Genomic DNA, 25,541 nt, shown 5'->3' with positions numbered 1-25,541 from the left:
CGTCCGCACACCCGTGTTGTTCCGGGTTTGGTGCTTTGTTGTGTGGGGTTATTGCGATTTTACCGCGAATACCCGGGCGCTAGGGTTTTTTACTGGGCGCCGTTCAGGGCCTGCGCTTTGGCTTGGGCAATGGCCTGTTGGGTGGCTTGGGCTTCACGTGCGGCGGCTTGGGCGAAGTCGGCGCCGCTGCTGGCGTACAAAATGGCGCGGGACGAGTTGATGAGCAAGCCCCAACCTTCGCTGCACAGGCCGTGTTTCACAGTGTTTTGCAAATCGCCGCCTTGGGCGCCAATGCCGGGCACCAGCAGGGGGGCATCACCCACCAAGTGGCGCACGGTGCGAATTTCCTCGGGGTAGGTGGCCCCCACCACCAGGCCAACTTGCTGGTGCGGGTTCCAGGGCCCTGTGGCCAGTTTGGCGACGGTTTGGTACAGCGGCTCGCCCGCTTCGGTGTTCAGGAATTGCAGGTCGTTCCCGCCGGGGTTGGATGTGCGGCACAGCAAGAACAGGCCACGGTCGGGGTAGGCGTGGTAAGGCTCGACAGAGTCGTGGCCCATGTAGGGGCTGAGGGTGACGCTGTCGGCGTTGAAACGCTCGAAGGCTTCGATGGCGTATTGTTTGGCGGTGGCACCAATATCGCCACGCTTGGCGTCCAGCACCACGGTGGCGTGCGGGGCCAGTTCGCGGATGCGGCCAATGATGTTTTCCAGAGCGGCTTCGGCCCGGCAGGCTGCAAAGTAGGCAATCTGCGGCTTGAAGGCGCAGGCGTACTCGGCAGTGGCCTTCACCACTTCAACACAGAACCGTTCAATGTCCGCCGGGCTGGCGGTGTAGCCTTGCGGCATGCGGGCCCGGTCTGGGTCCAGCCCCACGCACAGCATTGAATTGCTGGCCTGAAAACTGGCGCGTAGGCGTTCGGGAAAGGTGGTGTAAGGTGTGGAGAGGCTTTGGCCCATGGTCGGCGCTGTCTGGCGGTCTTCAATGACGGAATTGTACAGATTAATGATTCGTCACACGCCCGCCCGCCGTTCAGATTGCCCGGCCCAGTTCAGGGGGCGGGCCTTAGACGACTTTGGGGATGGGGCGGCCGGTGAGTTCGAAGTAGGCGAGGCCGAGCAAGGAAAGGATGATGCCTGCAATGGGTATGAAGACGATGAACCACATGTAGAACTTGCTTAAAAGGACCCAATAGCGAGGGCTGTCCAGGCTGAGGTCATAGGCTTTTCTCCGCCGTGCAAAAAACTCGAATGCTGTCAGTTGTGCAATGGCCAGCGTGAGGTAATAGCGAAATGGAAAATGTTCGAAAAGCAAGTCATCGCCATCATTGAAATGGGGCTGGCGGAAGTACTTGGAAACAATGTGCTTGGGCACTAAATACGACATGATGACTGTGCCGACGATCAAGCACGGGGCGGCGTAGACTGCATACACGAAACCGTATAGCAAGCAGAAGTCCATGACTCGGTCGATCATGTTCATCTTATTTGCACCATGTGTTCAACAACCTGCCATCTTTAAATCCAAAGATGTCGCCCTTAAGGTTAAAAACGCTACCTCCGAGTAGTTCACCTGCCATTTTGCCGCCGTATGCACTCGCACTGCTGATGATGATTGCACCTACCCAACCTACAGGTGTAGCCATCGCAGTCACTGCTACGCCAACCACTGCACCGGTGAATAGCGACACGGCAAACCCCCCAATCTCTTTATAGGCTGCACTCACTTTGTCTTGCTGCGGTGTGGCCGACAGTTTTTGACAGGTCAGCGCAGCGTCCACCACGGCCAAGGCAACGCCAGCCGTCTTTGCGCCGCTGGTCACTTGGCGTATGCGTTCGGCCGCGCTGATGGTGATTGTGTTGGGCCGCAGGCTTTGTGGCACACCGTTGTTCAGCGCATCGCCCACCGTGTGGCCATTGAACATGAAGCGTTCAAGAGGCCCCATCCGTTTTTGAATACGGCGGGTCACTTCATCCATTCGCGCATCAAAGTGATGAAGAATGTCTTTGCCTTGGCCGTGTTTCAGCAGATCGGCTTTGCCCTGTGCCCAACGGTTAAAGTCAAGAATGTCCGCTTGCAAGTGGCGGCCTGTGAGGGTACTAACGGTACTGGCACCAATGCCCAGCCCGGTGCCCACCGTACCCATCACCTCATTGAAGCCGAGTACAAAACGCATGGCTTCCACCTCGGCCGGGCTGCGTGGTGCCACTGCTTCAAGCCGTACTTTCGACCCGGCAAGGGCCGGTTTGTCTTGGTTCAGTTTGGCCAGGGCCAGGCGCTGTGCGTCCCCCCGCAAGGTTGCGCCCGGGTGCAGTGGCACGCTGGCCAAGTAGATTACCGAGCGGTGCAGCGGTTTGTGGGCGTTGGCAATTTCAGGGTTGATCTTCAGGTGCAGGGCCAGCAGGTCGGGCAGGCGGGCGTCCACCATGGACAGGCCATACACTTTGCACAAGGTTTGGGCCAGGGTGTCGCCGGGTTCGGGCAGCCACAGGCCCAGTTGGGCGGCGGCAGGGCCATGCAGTGAATTGCTCATGAATGTTGCGCAACGGTTCAAAAGCCACAAGCCTAATGGCTGGGCCCTTGGCCGCCAAAAAACGGTCAGTCTGCATCACTCGGTGGAGGGGTGCATAATGTCCTGGCGGTGGTGTTGGGCTTCACATCAACCTGGCCTGTGCATGAACCCCTTCGCTGGACAGGTGGCTGTCCAGGTGCAAGCCCATACGGACACCCACGCGGTTTTGCTGTTCTGTCCGTTCGTAAATGCGGAACGAGGTGGGTTCATACGAGGAGGGGTGTTCCAGCACGCGGCGTATGAAGTCGGTCACTTCAGCGGCTTGGCTGCGGGCTTGGGGGCTGTTTTCCAGCAGCAGGGCTTGTTGCAGGGTGGCCAGTTGGTTCACATGGTTAACCACTGCGGCTTTCAGTTCCGCGCGTGCGCCATAGCTGCGAATGGTGTGTCGTTGGGCGCGCACTTCGTCAAGGAAGTCCATGATCTGTTGGTGGGCTTTTTCCGGGCTGATTTTTTTGGCCTGTGCCCGCGCATGTACCCAACTGCCGAGGTGGTCCAGCACGGCCTGTTCAAATTCAGAGTGGTTGAGGTATTCCACTTCCATGAAGGACATGCCGTGCAGCAGCCCGTCTTGCCGCACAGTTTCAAGCCGCACCTGTTGGCCAGACACGGCCCAGTCCACCGACACGCCGAACAGTTCGCCGTGCAGGGCGTTGAAGCGCACGTCGTTGTGGGTGACGGGCAAGCGCAAATCGACCCGTGCACCCGAGCCCAGTTTCAGATGTTTCCCGATGATGCGTTTGTCCACGGTGATGGCGCCCCGGGTGTCCTGAACCTGACGGCTTTGCCGGGTGGTGAGTGTGGCCCCCGTGTCTGCTGAGGCAGCCAGCCGCAAGGGCCCCGCACCCACGCCGACGCCTGCTTCCAGGCTCACGGAATGAGCCTGATTGGTGTCGGTGTAACGGTCGATCACACTGACTGACAAGTCAGGGTACTTGGCCAGCAGGCTGTTCAATAGGCCGTCGCGGGGTTGGTAGCCGGGTTGGCTCCAGGTTAGCAGGTCATCCAGCAGGGCTTTGAAGTTGCGGCGCAGGGATTCTTCCTGCCCACGGATACGCGGCAGGCGAAGCGCGATGCCTTTGTGCTCCATGGTTTCATGCGCAATCGCCTGCACGTCCAGCCCGGCGGTCAGTTCGGTGTGGCCAAACTTCGGGCCCACGGCAGCGCCTGCACCGGCCTGAACGCTGCGGCCTGTGCTGGAGTACAGCAGCAGTTCGAGGTTGTAAGGCGGCATGGCCAGTTCCAGTCCGGCTTGCCGGGCGCGCAAAATTTGCAGGTTCAGTTTGAGACGCACCACCATGGCGGTGAGCAATTGGGTGAGGGTGCCCGTCAGCCCTTTGGTGTTCAGCCCGATTCGACCACCCTGGGACCACCGCATGCGGGACGCGCCCTGGATGTGATCGACCACGTGGTGGAATTGACGGCGAATGAGGTCGCGCCGGTCGAGCCAATGTTTGCCGCGAAGTGTGGGTGCGTCGGGGGTACGGTCGCCGCCACGGTCTGCGCCTTGCAAGCCTTGCAGAGCGGCCCGAAGCGGGCTTTTCTTGATCAGGGGCACCAGCCGGGTCCAGAAGCCGGGCTTTTCCCAGCGCTTCATCCACACCCCCAGTTTCCTCAACCGCGCTTCAATCAGTTCGCGGTCGGCATCGGTTTTGGCGGTGTGCAGGTTATTGCGCAACGCGGTCATGGCGGCGGTGTGTTCAGTGGGCTTGTACCGGAGCAGGTCGACCGCACCCTGCGCGGCTTGTTGGGCCACGGAATGGGCACTGGCGAACAGCAAGGTGGATGGAAAGTAGCTGGGCATGTGCCCTGTGTCTTGTTGAATGCTGACGCAGGCCCGGCCCAACAACTTGAGCAGGGCCAGTTGGTGGGGGTCGGAGGGCAGGGCGGTGTGCCCTTGGGTGCGCAGCCATTCCAGCCCGGCGGGCAGTGCGGCCAGCGTCATGAATTGTTGCCAAACGCGTTGTTCTTCGGGGCTGACGAACAGGCCCAAGCTGTGGTCATGGAGGTTACGCATCGGGTTGAACGACAGGAGGGCCTGCCATTGGGCCTCGGTGTTCAAGTTCAAATGCCGCTGGGCCCAGGCCCGCATGGATTGGTTGAGGTTGAGGTCGGCCACCATGCTGGATGGCAGGCATGGCGCTGGCGGAACCACCCCACGGGCCAGTGCTTTGCTGGCGGCGGTGGCTACAGCCCCGGCGCGTTTGGCCGAACGCCCCATGGCGCGGCTGATGGTGCGTGTGCTGTCAGTCCATGGGGTGCGCCAGCGCAGCTTTTGAAGGCCCAGTTGAATGGGGCCGAGCACTGGGTTGCGGTTGGCGTCGATGGCATACAAAGCTTGGCGTGGCATGGGGGTGTGGGCTCAGTCAGGCGGCGATTAGGGGTTTTTGCGCATACCCTATCGACAGGGCATGCCCGGTGAGAACAACGAAATTCTTCTATGCTTATGGCTTGTTCACAGTAAGGCGGGGCGCTCATGCAAAGCGGTAAACAGGTGTTGTCGGCTTGGCAGGTCCAAATGCTGCTGGGCATGACGGCGGTGTGGGGCCTGAATTGGCCGGTGATGAAGTACGCCGTGATGCATTACCCGCCGCTGAGTTTCCGTTTCTTCTGCATTGTGTTGGGCATTGTGGCCATGTGGGGGCTGTCGCGGGTGATGTCCGTCAGCCTGGCTGTGCCCCGGGCGCTGTGGCCACGGTTGATGATGCTGACCTTGCCCAACATGATTGGTTGGCATGTGTTCTGTGTGTTGGCGGTGAAGGAGCTGACCTCGGGCCGCGCGGCCATTCTGGGGTACACCATGCCGGTGTGGACGGTGCTGTTTGGTTTGCTGTTCAAACACCCCGTGGACCGAAGGGGCTGGCTGGCCCTGTCCATGGCCATGGTGGCGGTGGTGTTGTTGTTGAGTGCCGAATTTCAAGCCATTGCCGGAAGCCCGCTGGGTGTGGTGCTGATGCTGGTGGCCGCCGCCTGTTGGGGCCTGGGCACCACCCTGATTCGTCAATACCCCCTGCCCGTGCACCCCTTGGCTTTTACGCACTTCATGATGTGGCCCACTTTGCTGGCCATGGGGGCTTTGGCTGTGGGCTTGGAGGGTTTGAGCCTGGCCACCCTGCCCACGACCTGGCCGCAGCTTTGGCCCATTGTGTACAACGCCTTGGGGGTGTTTGCTTTTGCCCAGGTGGGCTGGTTCAGTTTGGCCAAAACCTTGCCGCCGGTGGTGTCCAGTTTGTCGGTGATGGTGATTCCGGTGGTGGGGGTGATGTCGGGTGCGCTGTGGCTGGGCGAAGCCCCGCATTGGCCTGACTTCCTCGCCCTGGCCTTCATTCTGGGTGCCATGGTGGTGGTGTTGATGCCCAAAAAGGCCCCCCGGTAATACTGCATTCCTGTAATAAGAACAGAAGTTTTTATTCGTTCAAAATATAAGCCGGGTTTCCTAAGATGCTCCCACTGCATCATTACTTCAAGGATTCCCATGTTGTCCAAGACTCTGAACAAATCCCTCAAAGGCCTGGGCCTGGCGGTTGCGCTGGCCCTGGGCTCCACAGCTTACGCGGCTGACATCACGTTGCTGAACGTGTCTTACGACCCTACCCGTGAGTTGTATCAGGAGTTCAACCCCGAGTTTGCCAAGTACTGGAAAGAAAAGACTGGCGACAACGTCACCATCAAGCAATCCCACGGTGGTTCTGGCAAGCAGGCCCGCGCGGTGATTGACGGTATTGACGCCGACGTGGTTACTTTGGCCCTGGCCTACGACATTGACGCGATTGCCAAGGAAAGCAAAAAGCTGCCCGCCAACTGGCAGAAAAAGTTGCCCCACAACAGCTCGCCCTACACCTCCACCATTGTGTTTTTGGTGCGCAAGGGCAACCCCAAGGCCGTGAAAGATTGGGATGATTTGGTGAAACCCGGCATTTCCGTGATTACCCCCAACCCCAAAACCTCGGGCGGTGCCCGCTGGAACTACCTGGCAGCCTGGGGCTATGCGCTGAAGAAATTCGGCAATGACCAGAAGAAAGCCCAAGACTTCACCGCCCAGTTGTTCAAGAACGTGCCGGTGCTGGATTCGGGTGCCCGTGGATCCACCAACACCTTTGTACAGCGCGGTATTGGCGATGTGTTGCTGGCTTGGGAAAACGAAGCCCTGTTGTCCATCAAAGAGTTGGGCCCGGACAAATTCGACATTGTTTACCCCTCGCTGAGCATTCTGGCCGAGCCCCCCGTGGCTGTCGTACCGGGCAATGCTGACAAAAAGGGCACCACCAAGGTGGCACAGGCTTACCTGGAATTCCTGTATTCCCCTACAGGGCAGCGTTTGGCGGCATCCAACTACTTCCGCCCCATCAAGCCCGAACTGGCCAAGCCTGAGGACATCAAGAATTTCCCCAAGCTGAAGCTGTTTGACATCGACGACGTGTTTGGTGGCTGGGAGAAAGCCCAGAAGACCCACTTCGACGATGGTGGTGTGTTCGACCAAATCTTCAAGCGCTGAGCTGGAGAGCGATGATGCGTCCGGCCTTGTGTCTGACAGTGCCCGGCCTGCACGGCAGTGGGGCCGACCACTGGCAGACCTGGGCCGAACGTGAAATTCCCAACTGCAGGCGAGTTCAGGGCATCGACTTTGAACAGCCTGTAGTGGCCGCTTGGGCCGATGCAATTCGGCAGGACATTCGGCAGGTGCCGGGCGATGTCATTCTGCTGGCCCACAGTTTTGGGTGTTTGGCGTCGGTGTTGGCTGTGGCCGACCACGACACCAAAGTGTCCGCAGTGGTGTTGGTGGCGCCCGCTTCGCCCAAACGGTTCGGCCCATCCGGCCTGTTGGAACAGGGCAAGGGCAGTTCCCTGGTGCCGTCAGCCCATGTGGACCTGACTGCCTGTTTGCCTCTGACCCCCCTGCCCATACCCGGCGTGTTGCTGGGTAGTGAAAACGACCCTTGGATGACTTCAGAAGACGCCAGCCACTGGGCCCACATTTGGGGCCTGAAGTGGGTAAGCCTTGGTAACGCAGGCCATGTGAACACGGCCTCAGGCTATGGGCGTTGGCCCGCAGTTGCCCGCTTGGTTGAGTTGCTGCGTGAGCGTTTAACGCCGTTCCCCTTGGGTGAGTTTGGTGAGCAAGGCGAACGTCTGTCCAAAAACCGATTCTCTGCCCTGACCAAAGCCCGCCGATTGACCCGTGAAATATTGATTTGACATGAGTACACCCACCACTGACCCAGCCGACAAACCCGATTCCCAGGCACTTGGCAAAGTGAAGCAGGCGGTTGCCCGCTTGCCTGCCAAGCCTTCGGATGAGCGTGCATTCTGGCGTAATGCCGATGGCCGCGTGTTTGGGCGGTTTCAGGACCAAGTGATCACCAGCCGTTTTTTGCCGATTCAGGACTTGGAAACTGGCGAGCTGATTGGGCATGCTGCCGCCACCGAAGACGAGGCAGGCCAGCCAGTGGAACTGGACTTGGACAACCTCGACAGCAACACTTTCATTGCCAGCGACCGGTTGTTGCGTGCTTTGCACACCTTGAATTACTACGGCGTGTCACCACTGCCTGTACGCCTTTACCTGGACGTGAATCAGCGGTTTTTCACCTCGGTGGTGGACAACCACGGCAAGGCCTTCCGCTTGCTGATTGAATCGCTGGGCTTGGGGGCAGGGCACTTTGTGATTCAGGTGGTGGCCAACGAGTTGACTGACCTGAGTACCTTGGCCTTTGCCGCTGACAATTACCGGCGCAACGGCTTCCTGACGGGCTTGCACGCCCGCACGCCACTGGAGGCGAACAGCCTGATTGCGCAGATTCGCCCCGATTTTTTGTCGCTGTGGCTGAACGCCCAGTGGCCCATGTCCAGCCTTGCTGAATTGCGCAAGGCGGCCGACCAGTTCCATGTGGAATTGATTGCCCGCCATGACACCCCCGACACCAGCTTATATGCCGCACGTCAGGCTGGCATTCATTTCGCGCTGCGCCCCCATTCTGTTGAACCTGCTTGAACACTAGGACATGAACATGAACAAGAAACCTGCCTTCGCACGCTGGATGACCGGTGCTGCCTTGTTGTTGGCCATGGTGCCCGCTTGGGCCGCGCCAGATTCCTTGCTCAATGTGTCGTACGACGTGTCACGTGAGTTGTACAAGGACATCAACCCCCTGTTTGCCCAAGAGTGGAAAGCCAAGGGCAATGGTGACTTGCAGATCAAGCAGTCCCATGGGGGTTCAAGCAAGCAGGCTTTGTCGGTGGCTGCAGGGCTGGAAGCCGATGTGGTGACCATGAACCAGCCCACCGACATTCAACTGCTGGTGGACAAAGGCTTGGTGGGCGCAGATTGGCGCAAGCAGTTCCCCCATCAGGCCACGCCTTATTCCACCGTCACAGTGTTTCTGGTGCGCAAGGGCAATCCAAAGAACATCAAGGATTGGTCGGACCTGACCCGCAATGGCCTGTCGGTGATTGTGCCCAACCCCAAAACCTCGGGGAATGGCCGTTACACCTACCTCGCTGCTTGGGGCTATGCTTTGGACAAAACCAAATCTGAGTCCAAAACCCTGGAGTTTGTGAAAGACATTTTTGAGAATGTGCCTGTGTTGGATGGTGGAGGCCGGGGTGCCACCACCACCTTCACCCAGCGCGGTGTGGGCGATGTGTTGGTGACTTTCGAAAACGAGGCCGTGTTGATTGGCCAGGAAGTGGGGGCCGACAAATTTGACGTGGTGTACCCCAGCTTGTCCGTTGAGGCAGCGCCCCCTGTGGCTGTGGTGACCGGGGTGACTCAAAAGCGGGGTTCCGATGCCGCAGCACGCGCTTACCTGAACTTCCTGTTCACGCCCCAGGCCCAGGAAGTGATTGCCCAGAACCACTTCCGCCCCCGTGATTCCGCGGTGTACAGCAAGTACGCCAAATCCTTCCCCAAAATCAAGACTTTCTCGGTTGAAGAGCGTTTGGGCAGTTGGGAAGCAGTGAACAAGACCCATTTTGCCGATGGCGGCTTGTTCGACCAGATTTACACCAAGAAGTAAGTTCACCGTAAAGGCCAGCCTTGATGGCTGGCCTATATCTAGTTTTGTAATAAGCAAGCAATTTTTTGATCGTTCCTCATCTAAGGCGCCTTGCTTACACTGAGGCAACTTTGGGCCTTTCGGCCTGATCGTCCATTCAATATAGGTTGTATCGTGTCCGCATCTCCGTTATCGAGTGCATCGGCCCGGCGCGTCCTGCCTGGTTTCAGGCTGACCCTGGGTTATGCACTCACTTACCTGAGCCTGATTGTGCTCCTGCCCCTGTCGGCTGTGTTCGCCAAAACCCTGACCATGGGTTGGGCCGACTTCTGGGCTGTGGTCAGCAGCCCCCGCGTGGTGGCTTCCTATGAACTGTCCTTCGGCACCTCGCTGTTGGCGGCCTCCATCAACGCGGTATTCGGCCTTTTGTTGGCTTGGGTACTGGTTCGTTATTCCTTCCCCGGCAAGCGGATTGTGGATGCCTTGGTGGATTTGCCGTTTGCCCTGCCCACTGCAGTGGCAGGCATTGCGCTGACTGCCCTGTACGCCGGTAACGGTTGGCTGGGCCAGTATCTGGAACCCTTGGGCATTCAAGTGGCCTTCAAGCCTTTGGGTATTTTGGTGGCGTTGATCTTCATTGGTTTGCCTTTTGTGGTGCGTACCGTGCAGCCCGTGCTGGAAGACATGGAGACCGAACTGGAAGAAGCGGCATCCAGCCTGGGTGCCAACCGCCTTCAAACCTTCAGGCACGTGATTTTGCCGGTGGTGTTTCCTGCGCTGCTGACCGGTTTTGCTTTGGCCTTTGCCCGCGCAGTGGGCGAATACGGTTCGGTGATTTTTATTGCGGGCAACATCCCCTTGGTGTCTGAAATCACGCCCTTGATGATCATCACCCAGCTTGAGCAATACCACTATGCCGGTGCCACTGCGATTGCCGTGGTCATGCTGCTGATTTCATTTGTCCTGTTGCTGATCATCAATGGTCTGCAAGCCTGGACAGCCAAACGAACCGGGAGGGCATGAGATGTCTGGCGCCGCTGTAGCCCTGCGGGTGTATTCCTCCCGCGCAGAACGACTCCAATCCAGCGCGGCCACCCGCGAATCCGGTTGGGTGCGTGTGGTCCTGATTGCCATTGCTTTGGCTTTCTTCACCGTGTTTTTGCTGATGCCGCTGTTTGCGGTGTTCGGTGAGGCTCTTCGGCAAGGCTTTGAGGTTTACGCAAATGCCTTGATCGATTCCGAGACGGTGTATTCCCTGAAGCTGACTCTGTTGGCTGCAGCCATTTCCTTGCCATTGAACCTGGTGTTTGGTGTTGCAGCTGCGTGGGCCATCGCGAAGTTTGAATTCCGCGGCAAGCATTTCCTGATCACACTGATCGACTTGCCGTTTTCGGTGTCGCCTGTGGTGGCTGGTTTGATTTACGTGCTGCTGTTCGGTGCGCAGGGCTGGTTTGCCCCGCTGCTGCAAGCTTGGGACGTCAAAATCATTTTCGCGGTGCCGGGCATTGTGTTGGCCACCGTGTTTGTGACCTTCCCCTTCGTTGCCCGTGAATTGATTCCGCTGATGCAGGCCCAGGGCAAAGACGAAGAAGAAGCCGCTGTGGTGCTGGGCGCCCGGGGTTGGCAGACCTTCTGGTACGTCACATTGCCCAACATCAAGTGGGGTTTGCTGTACGGCGTCATTCTGTGTAACGCCCGTGCCATGGGTGAGTTTGGCGCGGTGTCCGTGGTGTCGGGCCACATCCGTGGTGAAACCAACACACTGCCCCTGCACGTCGAAATTCTGTACAACGAATACCAGTTCTCCGCAGCGTTTGCGGTGGCCTCTTTGCTGGCTTTTCTGGCCCTGATCACCCTTGGCATCAAGACCTGGGTTGAACACAAGGCAGCCCAGCAAGGCGCGCATTGATCACTGCTCAACAAGGAATCACGCATCATGAGCATTCAAGTTAGAAACATTCAAAAGCAGTTCGGTGACTTCACAGCGCTGAACAATGTCAGCCTCGATTTCAACAGTGGTGAATTGGTGGCGCTGTTGGGCCCATCGGGCTGCGGCAAAACAACGTTGCTGCGCATAATCGCCGGCCTTGAGCATGCCGACAGCGGCGTGGTGATTCTGGATGGCGAAGACACGTCAGCCACCCACGTGCGCGACCGCAATGTGGGCTTTGTGTTCCAGCACTATGCGCTGTTCAAGCACATGACCGTGTTTGACAACGTGGCCTTTGGCATGCGCATGAAACCACGCAGCCAGCGCCTGAGCAAAGCGGAGATTGCGGACAAGGTGCACAGCTTGCTCAAGCTGGTGCAACTGGATTGGCTGGCGGACCGTTTTCCGTCGCAGCTCAGCGGTGGCCAGCGCCAGCGTATTGCCTTGGCCCGCGCCTTGGCCGTCGAGCCCAAAGTGTTGCTGCTGGACGAGCCCTTCGGTGCGCTGGACGCCAAAGTGCGCAAAGAACTGCGCCGTTGGCTGCGCCGCCTGCATGATGAGTTGCACATCACTTCGATTTTCGTGACACACGACCAGGAAGAAGCCCTGGAAGTGGCTGACCGCGTGGTGTTGATGAACCAAGGCCAGGTTGAACAGATTGGCACGCCCGAAGAGGTGTACCAGCACCCGGCCACCCCCTTTGTGTACGGCTTTTTGGGTTCGGTGAACCTGTTCAAGGGCCGCCATCTGGATGATGGCGTGCAGGTGGGTGATGCCCGCTTGGCCAAAGCAGGCACCGTGGTGCACAAGCCGGGCGAGCTGGAGCAGGGCGCTGAAGTGTTGGCTTTTGCGCGTCCCCATGAAATTGACATTCACACCGAAGCCGGGTTTGATGGCGGTATTCCTGCCCGTGTGGTGCGCCTGTTGCGCTTTGGCTTGAGCACTCGGGTTGAGCTTGATTCTGTCGGAGACGGGCCGGTGCAGCACTTTGATGTGGAAATTGATGCGGCTCAAACCGTGAGCCTGAACCTGCAGGAAGGCCAAGTGGTTCGCTTGTCGGCCAAAGCCTTGAAGGTGTTTGAACAACCCACAGCGGCGGCTGCAGGGGCCTGAGGCGTATGAACTTTCAGCAACTGCGCATTATTCGGGAGACCGTACGCCAAGGGTACAACCTCACCGAGGTGGCCAACAGCCTGTACACCTCGCAGCCCGGTGTGTCCAAGCACATTCGCGACCTGGAGGAAGAGCTGGGCGTGGAACTGTTCATCCGCAAAGGCAAACGGTTGATCGGTCTGACTGAACCCGGCAAGGAATTGCTGGTGGTGGTGGAGCGCATGTTGCTGGATGCCCGCAACATCAAGAACCTGGCCGACCAATACAGCAGCCGTGATGTGGGCCTGTTGACCGTGGTGACCACACACACGCAGGCCCGTTATTCTTTGCCCACCGTGGTGAGCGCATTCAAGAGCGCGTTTCCGAAGGTACACCTGCGGATGCACCAAGGCAGCCCGCGTGAAATTACCCAAATGTTGCTGGATGGCCAAGCGGACATCGGTATTGCGACCGAAGTGCTGGCCCACATGGATGACTTGATTTCATTCCCTTACTACCAGTGGCGCCACAGTGTGGTGGTGAAGAATGACCACCCCCTGCTCAAGCTGAAAGCACCTACTTTGGCCGATGTGGCGGAGTACCCCATCATCACTTACCAAGAAGGCTTTACTGGCCGGATCAAGATTGATGAAACCTTTCAGGCCCAGGGTTTGAGCCCGGACATTGCCATCTCGGCGCTGGACTCTGACGTGATTAAAACCTACGTGGAGTTGGGCCTGGGCGTGGGCATTATTGCCAGCATGGCCTACAACCCGGCCAAGGACAATGGCCTGACCCTGCTCGACCTGGGTGACGTGTTTCCGCTGAACACCACCAGCATTGCGGTGCGCAAGGGCCATTACCTGCGCTCGTTTGCCTGTACGTTCATTGAGCTGTGCAACCCGGACATGACGGAAGAGCGCTTGCAGTCCCTCCTGAACGAACGCCTGCAGGATTGAGGCGGGCCGTGCGGCTACAATGGGTGTTGATGTTGTACTTTCCCAGGATTAACCCATCATGACCGCACGCATTCCCGAATTCCCCGTTGATGAGCAATTCACCGCCCGGTGGTCGCCCCGTTCATTTGCTGCAGACACCCTCAGCGCCGAGCAACTGAATTCCCTGTTTGAGGCCGCGCGCTGGGCACCTTCGGCCAGCAACACACAGCCTTGGCGCTTTGCGTATGCATTGCGGGGTGATGCCCATTGGGCTGGCTTTGTAGATTGCTTGGTGCCTGCCAATGCGCGATGGGCGCAGAACGCTGCAGCACTGATTGTGGTGCTGTCCAAAACCCACGCACCCAAGAAAGATTCCACTGAATTGGCGCCCCTGAAAAACCACGCACTGGACACCGGCGCGGCTTGGGCCAACCTGTATACACAGGCGCACACCCTGGGGTTGGTGACGCACGCCATGGGCGGGTATGACGATGCCAAGGTGCGCACCCTGTTGAACGTACCCGACCATTACGCAGTGCAGGCCGTGGTGGCCGTGGGGCGTCAAGGCCCGCGCGAAGCACTGCCCGAGGATTTGCAGGGCCGTGAACAGCCGTCAGGCCGGAACCCCGTGTCGGCCTTCACAGGCCATGGACGCCTGAACTGGGACTGATCAGTTCTTGAAGTATTTTCGCGAGCGGTACACCAGCGCTTCACCCTCGCGGAAGTCGCATTTGATGACTTCGCCAATCATGATGGTGTGGTCGCCTTCCTCGTAGCGGCTTTTGATGCGGCACTCAAAATGCGCCAGCGCATCGGGAATCAGTGGGCATCCGCCCAAGCCTTCCTGCACGGTCAGCCCCGCAAAACGGTCACCCTTGAAGGTGGAGAAGTGGGCGGACAAGTCTTGCTGCTCAGCCGCCAACACACTGACCCCGAAATGCTCCGCTTGGGCAAAGGCGTCGTTGTTGCTCGACTTCTTCGACAGGCTCCACAGCACCAAAGGCGGGTGCAGGCTGACCGAATTGAACGAATTGGCGGTGACCCCGGCGTAGCTTCCGTCAGCCTTGCGGGTGGTGATGATGGTGATGCCGGTGGCAAATTGGCTCAACGCCTGACGAAACAAGTGGGCGTCGAGTTCGGCTTCGCCGTCCCGTTTTTCGCCACGGGTGAAATCACCCGACTGCGGACGGGCATCCTCGTTGTTGTTCATGATGCTTGGAATGAAAGGACTCCCTGCATTGTGCCAAAGCTTGGGGCGCTGTGCCGTTCACAATCCTGAATCTTCCTTCCAAATTCCCGGTGTTCGTGTATGTGCTTGAAATGATTTACACTATCGGCCTTTCCAAGCCTATGGCCTTTGCGCCACCCCCGCCGTGAGTTCATCTGTGTCGCCTACCCTGAGTTATCGCTTGAAGTCCACGTCGGGCAAGGCCCGCCGCGGCGAGATTGTGACGGCGCACGGCGTGATCCAAACCCCGATTTTCATGCCCGTGGGCACCTACGGCACGGTGAAGGGCATGACCCCGCAAAACCTGAAAGACATTCAGGCGCAAATCATTCTGGGCAACACCTTCCACCTGTGGATGCGCCCCGGCCTGGACATCATGGCCAATTTTGGTGGCTTGCACCGTTTCATGGGCTGGGACGGCCCCATCCTCACCGATTCCGGCGGCTTTCAGGTGTTCAGTTTGGGGGCGATGCGGAAAATCAAGGAGGAGGGTGTGCATTTCCGCTCTCCGGTCAACGGTGACAAGCTGTTCCTGACGCCCGAGGAAAGCATGCGCATTCAGACGGTGCTCAATTCCGACATCGTCATGATTTTCGACGAATGCACGCCCTACCCCGCCAGCGTGGAAGAGGCCCGCAAATCGATGGAAATGTCCATGCGGTGGGCGAGGCGTTCCCGCGATGCCTTTGACCAATTGGGCAACACCAATGGCTTGTTTGGCATTGTGCAAGGGGGCATGTATGAGCACCTTCGCGATGTGTCGCTTGAGGGCCTGACCGACATCGGTTTTGATGGCTACGCGATTGGTGGTTTGTCGGTTGGGGAGCCCAAAGACGACATGCAACGCATTTTGGCCCACACTGCGCCGAAACTGCCGGTGGACAAACCCCGTTACCTGATGGGCGTAGGCACGCCCGAGGACTTGGTGAATGCGGTGGGGCAGGGCATAGACATGTTTGACTGTGTGATGCCGACACGCAATGCCCGCAATGGTTGGCTGTTCACGCGCACTGGCGACATCCGCATTCGCAATGCCCGTTTCCGCAATGATGAACGCCCATTGGATGAGGAATGCGGCTGCTACACCTGCCGGAATTTCTCGCGGGCGTACCTGCACCATTTGGACCGCAGCAAAGAAATACTCGGTGCGCAGTTGAACACCATCCACAACCTGCACTACTACCTGGACTTGATGGATCAAATGCGCTCGGCGATTGAATCCGATTCATTCGACACTTGGGCCTCGGCGTTCCATGCCACACGTGCTTTGAGCAGTGACTGAGCCTGACTGTTGAGGCTGGCGCCGAAGCGTTGAGCCTCTCGGTTCAAGTTCACCAATTCCAGCATGTGCGGGCTGTGGCCCAACATCACTTCCACCAGTTGTCGCGAGGTACGCACTTCCCCGTCAGGGCCGTTGCGTTCGCTGCCCAGCACAGGCACTTCGGGCGACCAGCGCGCTTCTTCGATGCAATGCAGTTTGCCCACGGCCAAACCCAGCAAGCCGTGCTCGGTGGGCACAATCAGAATGTTGCTGCCGGTGCTCAGCGTCTGTCTGGGTAAGCCCAAGTGCTGTGCAAGGTCCAGCACCGGAATCGCCCGTTGGCGGTGGGTGAGTATGCCTCTAAAAGCCTGATTGGCCGGGAAGGCCTCTTTCACACCCCGGTAAGACAGCACCTCGGACACTTCTTCGATGGCTGCGGCGAAGTTGTCCCCCATCTCGAAGACGATGACCCGCCGCCCCGGCGCATGGGCAAGGCCTTGGCCCGCATGGGTTTGCTGCGTGTGCTCGGACCGCTGCTTGTCTTGTTCCGCCTTGAACACCACGGCGGACAGTTCTTCAAGGCTGCTGTCACTGACCAAGCCCTGGGGGTTGATGATGTAGAAGTGGGCTTCGCTGTCCTCGTGGGGATAAATGGCGCTATGTGCGATGGCATGGCTCAGCGCATGAGGCTGCAGCAGCGGTACGGCAGGCAGCGGTATTTGCTCAGCAGGGTTGGTGCGCACAATGTCCATGATGTGGTCGATCAGCACCGCCACAGCGCCTTCGGTACACCGCAACACAAAGGCCTGTTGCACGCCCACCCTTTTGTTGACCCCCCCCGGGCGTTCAAGTCCCAGGTAAGCAATCAGGTCGATGGCTGGAATTTCACGACCCCGGTAGAGCACATTGCCCCGGTAGTGTCCGCGAGCCATGTCAGTGCTCAGAATTTCGGCCTTGGGCATGGTGGTTTCTATGCCGCTGGGGTCCACCGCGAACAACAAGTCTTGGCTGCGCATCAGCAACAGCGGGCTGGTGCGTTGGGCGCCATGGATGTCGCCGGTTTGGTCGGTGTGCAAGCCTGTGCGGTTTGTCTGGCCCAAGCGTGCATGGGGAATGTGCGGAATCGACAGCAGTTGTGGGGCTGACAGCGCACTCACCAGTTGACCAGACACGGCATTGAGCAGGCTGCCCACCACCACAGGTTTGTCGCCTGTGCTGCTGTCCAATGGGTGTAAATCCTGCTCATGCGCGTTGAACAGGCAATCGACTGAACTGGCTGTCAGGCCGAGCAGGCGCTGCTCATGCTCCACGATGACCACGCAGTCGTCGGTGCTGGCTGGTGTGCTCAATTGAAACAGGCGGCGCAGGTCGAGCACGGGGATGTGGATACCCCGCAGGTCCAGCGCGCCCAGAATCAGTGGGCTTGAACAGGCCATGGGCAGCAGAGCCCGGCAGGGAACCACTTCCCGAAGCTGGCTCATGGGCAGGGCCAGCTTCACCCCATCCACATGGAACGCGCCCCAGGGCTGGGACTTGTGCAAGGGCTCACTCATGCCGCAGCCCTTTTCTGGGTGACCACGGCCAGTTCTTCAATCAGGTTGGCCAGTTCCTTGGCCAGCTCACGCTGGGTCTGTATGCGGTTGACCACCTCGCCCATGATCTCGCTGGTGTTGCCCAGTGTGGAGGAGATGTGTTCAAACTTGCCGCTGACTTCCCCACTGCAACTGGCGCTGTCGCTGACTTGGGCCAGTGATTCCTCAATCAGTGTTGCAATTTCTTTGGCCGCGGTGCCGCTGCTTTCAGCCAGTTTGCGCACTTCAGAAGCCACCACAGAGAAGCCCACGCCATGTTCCCCGGCCCGCGCAGCTTCAATGGCGGCGTTGAAGGCCAGCAGGTTGGTCTGGTTGGCAATGTCGGTCACGGTGCGCACTATCTCGGCCACTTTGGTGGTGTGGGTGTGGGTGGAACTGATGGCGGCGTTCACCTTGCGAATTTCGCCTGTGCCTTCCTTGGCCCAGTCCAGGCTTTGTTGGGCCGCTTTGGACACAAGGCCGGAGTCTTTGGTGATCATGTCGATGCGGTCCATGATTTGCACCAGGCTGCGTCGCATCAGTTCGGTTTTCTGGTTGATGCTTTGTTCCAGTTGCACTTCCTTGGTCACGTCGTAAGCGTACTTGACGATTTTCAGCACTTTGCCGTTCAAGTCCAGAATCGGGTTGTAAGTGGCTTGAATCCACACATCGCGGTTGAATTTGCCCACGCGGTGGAAGCGCCCGCTGATGAACTCGCCTTCGTTGAGTTTTAGCCAGAAGTCGCGGTATTCCTCGCTTTGGGTGTATTCCAGCGTACAGAAAATGCTGTGGTGCTGGCCTTGAATTTCCCGCAGGGTGTAGCCCATGGCATTGAGGAAATTCCGGTTGGCATTGAGCACACGGCCATCAAGATCGAATTCGATGACGGCCTGGCCCAAGCCAATGGCGGCCACTTTGGCCTCGAATTCCTGATTGCGCATTTTGGTGTCGGTGATGTCGCTGGCAAATTTCACCACTTTGACCAATTGGCCGCGCGGGTCGTAGATGGGGTTGTAGGTGGCCTGAATCCAGATTTCCTTGCCGTTTTGGGCCAGTCGTTTGAACTCGCCTTGAAAGTATTCACCACGCCCCAACGTTTCCCAAAAGGCTTGGTATTCAGAGCTTGCGGCATATTCAGGGTCTACAAACAGGCGGTGATGGCGGCCCTGAATTTCTTCCAGCGTGTAGCCCATGAGTTTGAGGAAGTTGCCGTTGGCGGTGAGTACCTTGCCGCTCATGTCGAATTCGATAACAGCTTGAGCACGGTCGATTGCCCCAAGTTTGCCTTGTGCATCCATTTGCAGGTTTTTGCTGGCAGTGATGTCCTGTTTCAGGAAGAGGACCTTGATCAGTTCGCCGCCCACACCGAACACCGGGCTTCGGGTGCCTGTCAGCCACACTTCTTTGCTGTTGGCGCCTCGCAGTCGCAGTTCGCCGGAGACCGAGCGGCCCTCGCGCAGTTGGTTCCATTCCTGCAGGTAGTGGTCCGAGCCGCGGTCCTGCTCAAAGTAGAGGAAGGTGTCCTGTTTGCCCATCAACTCGCTGTCGCTGTAGCCCAGAGTGCTTTTCATCAACTCATTGGCAAACATGATCTGCCGGTCCGCATTCAGTTCAAGAATGCAGTTGCTTTTGGACATGGCATCCAGCTTGGCCTGGGTTTCATTGTTCCTGAGTTTGTTTTGGGTGATGTCGCTACAGAATTTCACCACCTTGACCGGGTTGCCATCCACGCCTTTGATGGGGGTGTAGGTGGCGTACAGCCAGATGGTTTTGCCCTGTTTGTTGACACGCTGGAACTCACCCGCTTTGAATTGGCCTGCACCAAGCTCGCGCCAAAACAGCTCGTATTCATCGCTCATGGTGTAGCGGCTGTCACAGAACATCCGGTGATGCTGCCCAACCACTTCTCTGATTGTGTAGCCTGTGGTGGCTAAAAATGCGTCATTGGCGTACAGAATGTGACCCCGGAGGTCAAATTCGATCACCGCCTGTGTGTTTTCAATCGCCTTTAGCTTGCACTCGTCTTCCAGAGTTTTTTGCTTGTGGCGGGTGATGTCCATGGCGATTTTGACCACTGACACCAGTTGTCCATTCTCGTCTTTGACCGGGCTGTAGCTGGCAGAAATATAGACAGGCTCTCCCCGGGCATTGCGGCGCAAAAACTCGCCGCTGAGCACTTCACCGTTGCGCAGCCGCTCCCAAAAGGCGCGATAGTCCGGGTCATTGGTGATGCCTTCGGGGCAAAACATGCTGTGGTGTTTACCCACAATGTCGTCAAGACTGTAGCCGAACGTGTCCAGAAAAATCGGGTTGGCAAATTTGACACGGCCGTTCAGGTCAAATTCGATACAGGCCTGGCCCATCAACAGGGCATCGAACAGTTGGGCTTTGAGTGGGGTGGTGGGGGCGTGATCGATGTGATCCATGGGACAGGTCCTTATACAGTCAGCGTTAGCCGTCCCATGGTGGTAGGGGGGGCGGGTTTTTCACACCCCCGAAATGATCAGAATTGCATGACTCCATCCTCTGGGTTGACCTTCTCAGGTGACTGGGTTGAGGCCCTGTCAACCCTGTCTGATATTGGTCAGCCTCGTGTAAGGCGCGTCTGGAGAATACAGGGCAGCTAAGCTCGGAGGGATGTGACCCAATATCCGTTGTCTGGTTTACAACAATGAGACACACAATGCGAGCAAACGCTCGGAAAACCCAGTGAATTGATTTCACTGGGTTTTTTTATGGGCTTTCCGGGTTGGAGCAAACAGTCGAATAATCTGGCGCAGCGCCAGTGGATGAATCGTGGTTCAATGCCCTTGTTGAGGGTTGGGCGTGTTGCCCGGCAGTGAATCGTGGACTTCGCGAGGCAAGTAACGGTTGACTAGCCACAGAACCACAGTGATCACAATCAGGTCATCGGTCAGGCCCAGCCACAACAGGATGTCAGGCACCAAGTCCAGCGGGCTGACCAGGTAAACCAGCGAGGCCACCATCAGCGCTTTGATCCACAGCGGTGTGGCCTGATGCCTGAACGCATGCCAAAGCAGCCGGCCATGCGTGCGCAGGGCTTTGAGACGGGCCCACAGCGGAACGAATCTGGACAACATGAGCAGCACCCCACAAACAGGACAACAACAGAGGGTCGACGTGATTCAAGCACCATTAAGCATACAGCGAAGCTGCCACATTCCTGTGAATGTGAGCGAGTGTTTCAGCGCATTCATCGGGCTGAACCCGCAGGAATACATTCACCACGATGCCATCATCGCACCCATCACTGCAATAGACCGCCCTGGCGGCCATTCGTTCACCGAGATTGGTGACGAGCAATTCATCGACTTCAAAGGCGGGTTTCGCATTCGCGAAGAGTTGCTGGCCTTTGTCAAGGACCGGCAGTTTGTTTACCGGGGCACTGGCTTTACCCAACCCTTGCTTACCTGGCTTGATCATGCCAAGGGCTCGTTTGAGTTTGAAGCCGAGGGCGAGGGCACACGGCTGACCTGGCGTTACACCTTTTACCTGAAGGGGGCGTTGGGCAATGCGGTACGCCGCGCAGTGTTCAACACAGTCATTGTCAATTTCATCTGGGACAGGATGATGACCCGCACGCTGTCCAACCTGACCCAGATCATTACCTTGAGAACATTGAATACAGGGAGAACGGAATGACCCACCTGATTCGCAAGCAATGGGCCGTGTTGTTGGCCGCCGCCGGGCTGGCGCTTGGCATGGGCAACACCGCTTGGGCACAAACCAAGGGGGCGGCCGAGCCTTCGATTTGTGTGTTCGACTATTTGGGCTCCAAAGGCCCAATTGCTGGCTTGGCCAATGAATACGCGCTGGAAGGGCGCAAGAATGGTTACGGTTTCAAGCCTGTGGTGTACACCAACGAAGCCGTGGCCGCCAAAGATTTTGAGGTCGGCAAATGCGATGGCTTGGTGGCCACCGGGATTCGCACCCGCCGGTACAACAGTTTCACAGGCAGCCTGGACGCCATTGGCGCATTGACCAACTACGAGTCCGTGTTGCTGACCCTGAAAAGCATCGGCAGTGGCCAGTTGCAAAGTGTCATGGAGCAGGGTGACTACGAAGTGGGCGGTGTGTTGCCTTTCGGTGCTGCCTTCATTTTCGTGAATGACCGCGACATCAACACCCTGGCCAAGGCGGCCGGAAAAAAGGTGGCCGCCCTGGCGCATGATGAATCGCAGATCAAGCTGATTGAGTCGGTGGGTGCGCAGCCTGTGGCGGCCGATGTATCCAACTATGGTTCGCTGTTCAACAACGGTGCTGTGGATGTGATTGTGGCGCCCTCAATTGCCTACCAGCCACTCGAGCTGTACAAGGGCATTCGCAAGCGCGGTGGTGTGGTGCGCTTTCCCGTGGCCATGGTGACTTACCAGATCATTCTGCGCAAATCGAAATTCCCTGCAGGATCGGGTTTGAAGCTGCGTAAGTTTGTGGCTCAGGAAATGCCCAAGGCCTTGGATGCAGTCAAGAAAATTGACAAGCTGATTCCCGAGAAATACTTCATGGATTTGCCGGACAAAGACCGTGCCGATTATTTCCGCATGATGCGGGACGCCCGGATTGCCCTGTCCAAGGAAGGGGTTTATGACGGATGTGCCTTGCGCCTGATGCGAAAGGTGCGTTGTGTCGTGGACGGCACTGCGGCAGAATGTGGGCTGCCCGAAGAATACAAAGTGGCGCCGACCTGCCCGGTGCGCCCCTGACCGAGACCCATGACCCAGAAGCACGACGACACCCACCTCACCGAAACTTGCATCAGCACCACCCGCGTGTTTGATGGCCAATTGATGAAGGTCCACCAGGACCGGGTGCGTCTGCCCAACGGGGCTGAATCGGTGCGCGAGTACACGGTTCACCCCGGCGCGGTCATGGTGCTGCCCATTTTGCCGGATGGGCGCTATGTGATGGAGCGCCAGTTCCGCTACCCGCTGCACCAGGTGTTTCTGGAATTTCCGGCCGGCAAGATTGACCCGGGCGAGGACCTGGAAGCCACCGCGCATCGAGAGTTGCTGGAAGAAACCGGCTACCGCGCGGAAACACTGGAGTACCTCACCACCATCCACCCCGTGATTTCCTACTCCACCGAGAAAATCGCCTTGTTTGTGGGCCGTGGTTTGACCCTGCACGAACGCCACCTGGACGACAACGAGTTTTTGGACGTGGTGCTGGTGGAGCCTTCAGAGTTGCTTCGCCAGATCAGGGCGGGCGAGGTGACGGATGTGAAAACCATCATCGCCGCCCTGTGGATGGAACAGTTCAGCCCCGCTTGATTCAGCGGGTTGTTTCAGTAGCTTGTTTCAGTGGCCAGCCAGAAGGATAATTGCGCCCAAGGCAATCCGGTACCACGCAAACACGCTCAGGCTGTGCCGCCCCACGAAGTTTACCAAGGCACGCACCACCAGCAAGGCTGACACAAAGGCGGCAATGAAACCGGTGGCAATCAGTCCAACGTCGCTGGTGCTCAGCAAGGCATGGTGTTTGTACACATCGTAAGTGGCTGCGCCCAACATGGTGGGGATGGCCAGAAAGAAGGAAAACTCGGTGGCGGCTTTGCGCGACAAACCGGACAACATGCCACCAATGATGGTGGCCCCAGAACGGGATGTGCCGGGAATCATGGCGAAACACTGCGCAATGCCAATGCCCACAGCCTGTTTCCAGCCGATGGCGTAAGGGTCGTCAATACGAACTTGTCTGGGCCGGGCTTCCACGGCAAAGATAATCAGCCCACCCACAATCAAGGCCACAGCCACCACGGTGGGCGTGAACAGCACTGCCTTGATGGCACTGATGAACAGGGCCCCCAACACCGCCGCCGGGAAGAAGGCAATGATGACGGCCAGGGCAAACCGTCGGGCAGTGGTGTCACCGCTGAACAGGCCACGAAGCAGTTCCACGATTTTGTGGCGGTACAGCCAGCACACCGCGAGAATGGCACCGAGCTGGATGACCACCTCAAACACCTTGCCTTCGGTGGAGTGAAAGTCGATCCATTGACCAATCAGGATGAGGTGGCCTGTGCTGGAGATAGGCAGAAATTCGGTCAGGCCTTCAACACAGCCCAGCAACAGGGCTTTGAGCAAATTCAGGAATTCGGGGGTCATTCGGGCTGGGGCTCCAAGGTGGAACCTGTGATTTTACGCCGGCAAGCCCTGCACAAACACGGGCCAAGCCTGAAACACCAAGCCCAGCCATCCGGCCACGATGGCAGAAGCAGACATACCCCCCAAGGCGGAACTCAAACGTTGCAGGGGGCCACCTGCAAACACGAACGCATTCACCCCGAACGCGCGGAAGAGGTAGGACAGGGGGTTGACCCACGCGCCAAACACCAGCGCCAGAACCGCCCAGCGGGGCACTTCAGCAAGGGCAAATGCCTGCACAAAACCGCTGGCCAGCGCCAGCATGAACGACAGCATCAACCAATCCAGGTGGGCTGCGCCCAGTTGCCTCAGGTTGATGGATTTAATCGGGTTGCCTTCGGACACCCGCTTGACCAAGGTCAGCATGGCAAAGCCCAGCAGGCAAGAAAACACAATGGCGAGCGCGCCACTCATCAACCACAATTGAGACGCTTGCAGGGCAGTCATGGCCGGGGTTCCATTCAACATTGATGGAGCAGATGGTAATGGCCGATGGGGTTCAAGCCAACGGCTGATGCACAATTAGTCCGATTCTCGGCATGGAGGCCAAGGTGCGTTACGTTTTCTGGGGTGTGGGAGTGTTCTTGGTGATGTGCCTGGCGTGGTGGTGCTTTCAAACCCCGCGGCATGACCGTCAGTGGGCCGATGACGTGGCGCGCTTACTGAGGGCGCGCGTGGATGGCCCGGTGGTTAAGCTGGAGAATGTGCGCCATTTTGAGTGGCGCAGCGAGACTGACTACACCGCGCATTGGGAAACCCAGCAAATCGACCTTCGGGGCTTGGCGTCGGCAGACCTGCTGCTCAGCTACTGGATGGGGCCGCACATTGCGCACACGCTGGTCAGCTTCGGGTTTGACGATGGGCGTTACCTGACTTTCTCGGCCGAAATTCGCAAGGAGCAGGGCGAGGCGTTTTCCGCCTTGAAGGGCTTTGTGCGCCAGTACGAGGCGGTGTTGATCGCCGCCCCGGAGGATGACCTTGTGCAGGTGCGCACCTCCATGCGGGGTGAAGATGTCAGGCTGCTGCGACTGAACATACCCCGCGAACAGTTACCGGCCTTGTTTATGGCCTACCTGAAGCGCGCCGGGCAGATTGAACAAACGCCCGAGTTTTATAACACCCTCACCAGCAATTGCACCACGGTGGTGTGGGACATTGCCCGCACCATTGCCCCTGGGTTGCCGCTGGATTGGCGGGTGTTGGCCTCGGGCCATTTTGATGCGTATGCGTTTGACCAAGGTGGGTTGACCCCGGGATTCTCGTTTGAGGAGTTGCGCGCCCGTGGCCGCATCACCGAACGGGCCCGCGCGTGGACAGCAGCCCGTCAGGCAGGCCGTGTGCCTGACCTCAGCTTTTCGCAGGCCATACGCATTGGGGTACCCGGCGCAGATGGGGAACGCAGCGCAGTGCTGGCCCTCAACGGCTTGGCATCGCCTGCCGGTCGATGATCACGTAGTGTTTTTTGACCCTGTCCAGCACTTCAAACACCCCGGTGAATTCGGCGGGAATCACCCCTGCGTCACCCGGCCCGAAGGCTTTCACCACCCCTTGTGCATTCGTGATTTGCAGACGGCCCTCCAGCACATGAAAAAACTCGTCCTTGCCCGGTGCAAATTCAATGCGCCAAGCGCCGGGTTCGCAGGCCCACACACCGCAGGACACCCCGTCTGACTCGTAGTGGTTCCAGGTGCTGCGCAAGGGGTTGCCTTGCACCAAGCGGTCTGGGCGTGGGTGGTCATAGGCCACAGGGGTGTGCGATTCGGCAAATACCGTCAGTTGTTGGCTCATGGGCAGGG

26 protein-coding genes are annotated in these 25,541 nt (G+C 58.3%); 15 read left to right on the top strand and 11 right to left on the bottom strand.

The genetic code is table 11. From position 1 onward, the window contains the following. Positions 1 to 89: 89 nt before the first annotated feature. The 4 genes from pyrF to ACK4FF_RS07745 all read right to left on the bottom strand — a co-directional run bounded on the left by pyrF (position 90) and on the right by ACK4FF_RS07745 (position 4,916). A complete protein-coding gene (gene pyrF, locus ACK4FF_RS07760) occupies positions 90 to 956 on the bottom strand; it encodes an orotidine-5'-phosphate decarboxylase (protein WP_409706967.1) in 867 nt (288 codons plus the stop codon). A 106-nt stretch (positions 957 to 1,062) separates the two neighbouring features. Beyond that, positions 1,063 to 1,479 (bottom strand): hypothetical protein, encoded by a 417-nt coding sequence (locus tag ACK4FF_RS07755; RefSeq protein WP_409706964.1) that lies wholly within the window; start codon positions 1,477 to 1,479, stop codon positions 1,063 to 1,065. A gap of 1 nt (position 1,480) precedes the next feature. Continuing rightward, positions 1,481 to 2,530: a hypothetical protein gene (locus ACK4FF_RS07750; RefSeq protein WP_409706961.1), complete on the bottom strand. Its 1,050-nt coding sequence runs from the start codon at positions 2,528 to 2,530 to the stop codon at positions 1,481 to 1,483. Between the two features lie 121 nt (positions 2,531 to 2,651). Then, positions 2,652 to 4,916 (bottom strand): hypothetical protein, encoded by a 2,265-nt coding sequence (locus tag ACK4FF_RS07745; RefSeq protein ID WP_409706958.1) that lies wholly within the window; start codon positions 4,914 to 4,916, stop codon positions 2,652 to 2,654. A gap of 126 nt (positions 4,917 to 5,042) precedes the next feature. Between ACK4FF_RS07745 and ACK4FF_RS07740 the strand changes: the two genes are divergently transcribed. From ACK4FF_RS07740 to ACK4FF_RS07695, 10 genes are all read left to right on the top strand, one after another. After that, positions 5,043 to 5,942: a DMT family transporter gene (locus tag ACK4FF_RS07740; protein ID WP_409706955.1), complete on the top strand. Its 900-nt coding sequence runs from the start codon at positions 5,043 to 5,045 to the stop codon at positions 5,940 to 5,942. Positions 5,943 to 6,041: 99 nt separating this feature from the next. Then, positions 6,042 to 7,061 (top strand): sulfate ABC transporter substrate-binding protein, encoded by a 1,020-nt coding sequence (locus ACK4FF_RS07735; protein ID WP_409706952.1) that lies wholly within the window; start codon positions 6,042 to 6,044, stop codon positions 7,059 to 7,061. 11 nt (positions 7,062 to 7,072) lie between these two features. Beyond that, positions 7,073 to 7,762, top strand: coding sequence for an RBBP9/YdeN family alpha/beta hydrolase (locus ACK4FF_RS07730; protein WP_409706949.1), 690 nt, complete (start codon positions 7,073 to 7,075; stop codon positions 7,760 to 7,762). A 1-nt stretch (position 7,763) separates the two neighbouring features. Continuing rightward, positions 7,764 to 8,558 carry a hypothetical protein gene (locus tag ACK4FF_RS07725; protein ID WP_409706946.1) on the top strand — a complete coding sequence of 265 codons (795 nt, stop codon included), beginning with the start codon at positions 7,764 to 7,766 and terminating at the stop codon, positions 8,556 to 8,558. 16 nt (positions 8,559 to 8,574) lie between these two features. Further along, positions 8,575 to 9,582, top strand: coding sequence for a sulfate ABC transporter substrate-binding protein (locus tag ACK4FF_RS07720; protein ID WP_409706943.1), 1,008 nt, complete (start codon positions 8,575 to 8,577; stop codon positions 9,580 to 9,582). A 153-nt stretch (positions 9,583 to 9,735) separates the two neighbouring features. Beyond that, on the top strand, positions 9,736 to 10,584 hold the full coding sequence (cysT, locus tag ACK4FF_RS07715; RefSeq protein ID WP_409706940.1) for a sulfate ABC transporter permease subunit CysT: 849 nt from the start codon (positions 9,736 to 9,738) through the stop codon (positions 10,582 to 10,584). 1 nt (position 10,585) lies between these two features. Next, positions 10,586 to 11,470 (top strand): sulfate ABC transporter permease subunit CysW, encoded by an 885-nt coding sequence (gene cysW, locus ACK4FF_RS07710; protein WP_409706937.1) that lies wholly within the window; start codon positions 10,586 to 10,588, stop codon positions 11,468 to 11,470. A gap of 27 nt (positions 11,471 to 11,497) precedes the next feature. Next, positions 11,498 to 12,604 (top strand): sulfate/molybdate ABC transporter ATP-binding protein, encoded by a 1,107-nt coding sequence (locus ACK4FF_RS07705; RefSeq protein WP_409706934.1) that lies wholly within the window; start codon positions 11,498 to 11,500, stop codon positions 12,602 to 12,604. Positions 12,605 to 12,609: 5 nt separating this feature from the next. Next, positions 12,610 to 13,542: a CysB family HTH-type transcriptional regulator gene (locus ACK4FF_RS07700; RefSeq protein ID WP_409706931.1), complete on the top strand. Its 933-nt coding sequence runs from the start codon at positions 12,610 to 12,612 to the stop codon at positions 13,540 to 13,542. Between the two features lie 58 nt (positions 13,543 to 13,600). After that, positions 13,601 to 14,191, top strand: a complete 591-nt coding sequence (locus tag ACK4FF_RS07695) for a nitroreductase family protein (RefSeq protein ID WP_409706928.1) — start codon at positions 13,601 to 13,603, stop codon at positions 14,189 to 14,191. Here the strand turns inward: ACK4FF_RS07695 and ACK4FF_RS07690 are convergent, their stop codons facing one another. Next, on the bottom strand, positions 14,192 to 14,731 hold the full coding sequence (locus ACK4FF_RS07690) for a flavin reductase family protein (protein WP_409706925.1): 540 nt from the start codon (positions 14,729 to 14,731) through the stop codon (positions 14,192 to 14,194). 175 nt (positions 14,732 to 14,906) lie between these two features. Here ACK4FF_RS07690 and tgt point away from each other — a divergent pair, with 175 nt between their 5' ends. Continuing rightward, positions 14,907 to 16,031, top strand: coding sequence for a tRNA guanosine(34) transglycosylase Tgt (gene tgt, locus ACK4FF_RS07685; RefSeq protein ID WP_409706922.1), 1,125 nt, complete (start codon positions 14,907 to 14,909; stop codon positions 16,029 to 16,031). Here tgt and ACK4FF_RS07680 read toward each other — a convergent pair. The 3 genes from ACK4FF_RS07680 to ACK4FF_RS07670 all read right to left on the bottom strand — a co-directional run bounded on the left by ACK4FF_RS07680 (position 15,947) and on the right by ACK4FF_RS07670 (position 20,682). Further along, the gene (locus tag ACK4FF_RS07680) at positions 15,947 to 17,563 is read right to left on the bottom strand and encodes a chemotaxis protein CheW (RefSeq protein WP_409706919.1); all 1,617 of its coding nucleotides are present in this window, start codon (positions 17,561 to 17,563) and stop codon (positions 15,947 to 15,949) included. The two genes, tgt and ACK4FF_RS07680, sit on opposite strands and share 85 nt — an antisense overlap. Continuing rightward, complete coding sequence (locus tag ACK4FF_RS07675; RefSeq protein WP_409706916.1) at positions 17,560 to 20,007, bottom strand: PAS domain S-box protein; 2,448 nt, start codon at positions 20,005 to 20,007, stop codon at positions 17,560 to 17,562. Before ACK4FF_RS07675 ends, ACK4FF_RS07680 begins: the two co-directional genes overlap by 4 nt. A 375-nt stretch (positions 20,008 to 20,382) precedes the next feature. Beyond that, positions 20,383 to 20,682 carry a YkvA family protein gene (locus tag ACK4FF_RS07670; RefSeq protein ID WP_409706913.1) on the bottom strand — a complete coding sequence of 100 codons (300 nt, stop codon included), beginning with the start codon at positions 20,680 to 20,682 and terminating at the stop codon, positions 20,383 to 20,385. A gap of 40 nt (positions 20,683 to 20,722) precedes the next feature. Here ACK4FF_RS07670 and ACK4FF_RS07665 point away from each other — a divergent pair, with 40 nt between their 5' ends. From ACK4FF_RS07665 to ACK4FF_RS07655, 3 genes are read left to right on the top strand one after another with little or no spacing between them, the layout of a single operon-like run. Then, positions 20,723 to 21,244 (top strand): SRPBCC family protein, encoded by a 522-nt coding sequence (locus ACK4FF_RS07665; RefSeq protein WP_409706910.1) that lies wholly within the window; start codon positions 20,723 to 20,725, stop codon positions 21,242 to 21,244. After that, on the top strand, positions 21,241 to 22,305 hold the full coding sequence (locus ACK4FF_RS07660) for a putative solute-binding protein (protein WP_409706907.1): 1,065 nt from the start codon (positions 21,241 to 21,243) through the stop codon (positions 22,303 to 22,305). The genes ACK4FF_RS07665 and ACK4FF_RS07660 overlap by 4 nt, the downstream gene beginning before the upstream one ends. A gap of 9 nt (positions 22,306 to 22,314) precedes the next feature. Next, positions 22,315 to 22,872, top strand: a complete 558-nt coding sequence (locus tag ACK4FF_RS07655) for an NUDIX domain-containing protein (RefSeq protein WP_409706904.1) — start codon at positions 22,315 to 22,317, stop codon at positions 22,870 to 22,872. 27 nt (positions 22,873 to 22,899) lie between these two features. On the opposite strand, the gene ACK4FF_RS07650 is transcribed toward ACK4FF_RS07655, so the two are convergent. Both ACK4FF_RS07650 and ACK4FF_RS07645 read right to left on the bottom strand, forming a co-directional pair. After that, complete coding sequence (locus tag ACK4FF_RS07650) at positions 22,900 to 23,706, bottom strand: undecaprenyl-diphosphate phosphatase (protein WP_409706901.1); 807 nt, start codon at positions 23,704 to 23,706, stop codon at positions 22,900 to 22,902. Positions 23,707 to 23,739: 33 nt separating this feature from the next. Next, complete coding sequence (locus ACK4FF_RS07645; RefSeq protein ID WP_409706898.1) at positions 23,740 to 24,192, bottom strand: hypothetical protein; 453 nt, start codon at positions 24,190 to 24,192, stop codon at positions 23,740 to 23,742. A gap of 104 nt (positions 24,193 to 24,296) precedes the next feature. Here ACK4FF_RS07645 and ACK4FF_RS07640 point away from each other — a divergent pair, with 104 nt between their 5' ends. Beyond that, positions 24,297 to 25,193, top strand: a complete 897-nt coding sequence (locus ACK4FF_RS07640; protein WP_409706895.1) for a DUF4105 domain-containing protein — start codon at positions 24,297 to 24,299, stop codon at positions 25,191 to 25,193. Here the strand turns inward: ACK4FF_RS07640 and ACK4FF_RS07635 are convergent. Continuing rightward, complete coding sequence (locus ACK4FF_RS07635; RefSeq protein ID WP_409707881.1) at positions 25,162 to 25,533, bottom strand: cupin domain-containing protein; 372 nt, start codon at positions 25,531 to 25,533, stop codon at positions 25,162 to 25,164. The genes ACK4FF_RS07640 and ACK4FF_RS07635 overlap by 32 nt on opposite strands. Positions 25,534 to 25,541: the final 8 nt, after the last annotated feature.

The sequence above is a fragment of the Limnobacter sp. genome, assembly GCF_046297615.1.
In the GTDB taxonomy this organism is placed as follows: Bacteria; Pseudomonadota; Gammaproteobacteria; order Burkholderiales; family Burkholderiaceae_B; genus Limnobacter.
Note: the sequence above shows the minus strand (reverse complement) of the source record. Positions and strands in the feature narration are given on the sequence as shown.

Excerpts from the sequence above, each read along its gene's own strand:
- ACK4FF_RS07725 (WP_409706946.1), top strand. The coding sequence starts at position 7,764 with ATGAGTACACCCACCACTGACCCAGCCGACAAACCCGATTCCCAGGCA.
- ACK4FF_RS07720 (WP_409706943.1), top strand. The coding sequence starts at position 8,575 with ATGAACAAGAAACCTGCCTTCGCACGCTGGATGACCGGTGCTGCCTTG.
- ACK4FF_RS07700 (WP_409706931.1), top strand. The coding sequence starts at position 12,610 with ATGAACTTTCAGCAACTGCGCATTATTCGGGAGACCGTACGCCAAGGG.
- ACK4FF_RS07730 (WP_409706949.1), top strand. The coding sequence starts at position 7,073 with ATGATGCGTCCGGCCTTGTGTCTGACAGTGCCCGGCCTGCACGGCAGT.
- ACK4FF_RS07675 (WP_409706916.1), bottom strand. The coding sequence starts at position 20,007 with ATGGATCACATCGATCACGCCCCCACCACCCCACTCAAAGCCCAACTG.
- ACK4FF_RS07695 (WP_409706928.1), top strand. The coding sequence starts at position 13,601 with ATGACCGCACGCATTCCCGAATTCCCCGTTGATGAGCAATTCACCGCC.
- ACK4FF_RS07705 (WP_409706934.1), top strand. The coding sequence starts at position 11,498 with ATGAGCATTCAAGTTAGAAACATTCAAAAGCAGTTCGGTGACTTCACA.
- ACK4FF_RS07745 (WP_409706958.1), bottom strand. The coding sequence starts at position 4,916 with ATGCCACGCCAAGCTTTGTATGCCATCGACGCCAACCGCAACCCAGTG.
- ACK4FF_RS07690 (WP_409706925.1), bottom strand. The coding sequence starts at position 14,731 with ATGAACAACAACGAGGATGCCCGTCCGCAGTCGGGTGATTTCACCCGT.
- ACK4FF_RS07735 (WP_409706952.1), top strand. The coding sequence starts at position 6,042 with ATGTTGTCCAAGACTCTGAACAAATCCCTCAAAGGCCTGGGCCTGGCG.
- ACK4FF_RS07650 (WP_409706901.1), bottom strand. The coding sequence starts at position 23,706 with ATGACCCCCGAATTCCTGAATTTGCTCAAAGCCCTGTTGCTGGGCTGT.
- ACK4FF_RS07635 (WP_409707881.1), bottom strand. The coding sequence starts at position 25,533 with ATGAGCCAACAACTGACGGTATTTGCCGAATCGCACACCCCTGTGGCC.
- ACK4FF_RS07755 (WP_409706964.1), bottom strand. The coding sequence starts at position 1,479 with ATGAACATGATCGACCGAGTCATGGACTTCTGCTTGCTATACGGTTTC.
- ACK4FF_RS07680 (WP_409706919.1), bottom strand. The coding sequence starts at position 17,563 with ATGAGTGAGCCCTTGCACAAGTCCCAGCCCTGGGGCGCGTTCCATGTG.
- ACK4FF_RS07655 (WP_409706904.1), top strand. The coding sequence starts at position 22,315 with ATGACCCAGAAGCACGACGACACCCACCTCACCGAAACTTGCATCAGC.
- ACK4FF_RS07660 (WP_409706907.1), top strand. The coding sequence starts at position 21,241 with ATGACCCACCTGATTCGCAAGCAATGGGCCGTGTTGTTGGCCGCCGCC.
- ACK4FF_RS07750 (WP_409706961.1), bottom strand. The coding sequence starts at position 2,530 with ATGAGCAATTCACTGCATGGCCCTGCCGCCGCCCAACTGGGCCTGTGG.
- ACK4FF_RS07670 (WP_409706913.1), bottom strand. The coding sequence starts at position 20,682 with ATGTTGTCCAGATTCGTTCCGCTGTGGGCCCGTCTCAAAGCCCTGCGC.
- pyrF (WP_409706967.1), bottom strand. The coding sequence starts at position 956 with ATGGGCCAAAGCCTCTCCACACCTTACACCACCTTTCCCGAACGCCTA.
- ACK4FF_RS07740 (WP_409706955.1), top strand. The coding sequence starts at position 5,043 with ATGCAAAGCGGTAAACAGGTGTTGTCGGCTTGGCAGGTCCAAATGCTG.
- cysW (WP_409706937.1), top strand. The coding sequence starts at position 10,586 with ATGTCTGGCGCCGCTGTAGCCCTGCGGGTGTATTCCTCCCGCGCAGAA.
- ACK4FF_RS07645 (WP_409706898.1), bottom strand. The coding sequence starts at position 24,192 with ATGACTGCCCTGCAAGCGTCTCAATTGTGGTTGATGAGTGGCGCGCTC.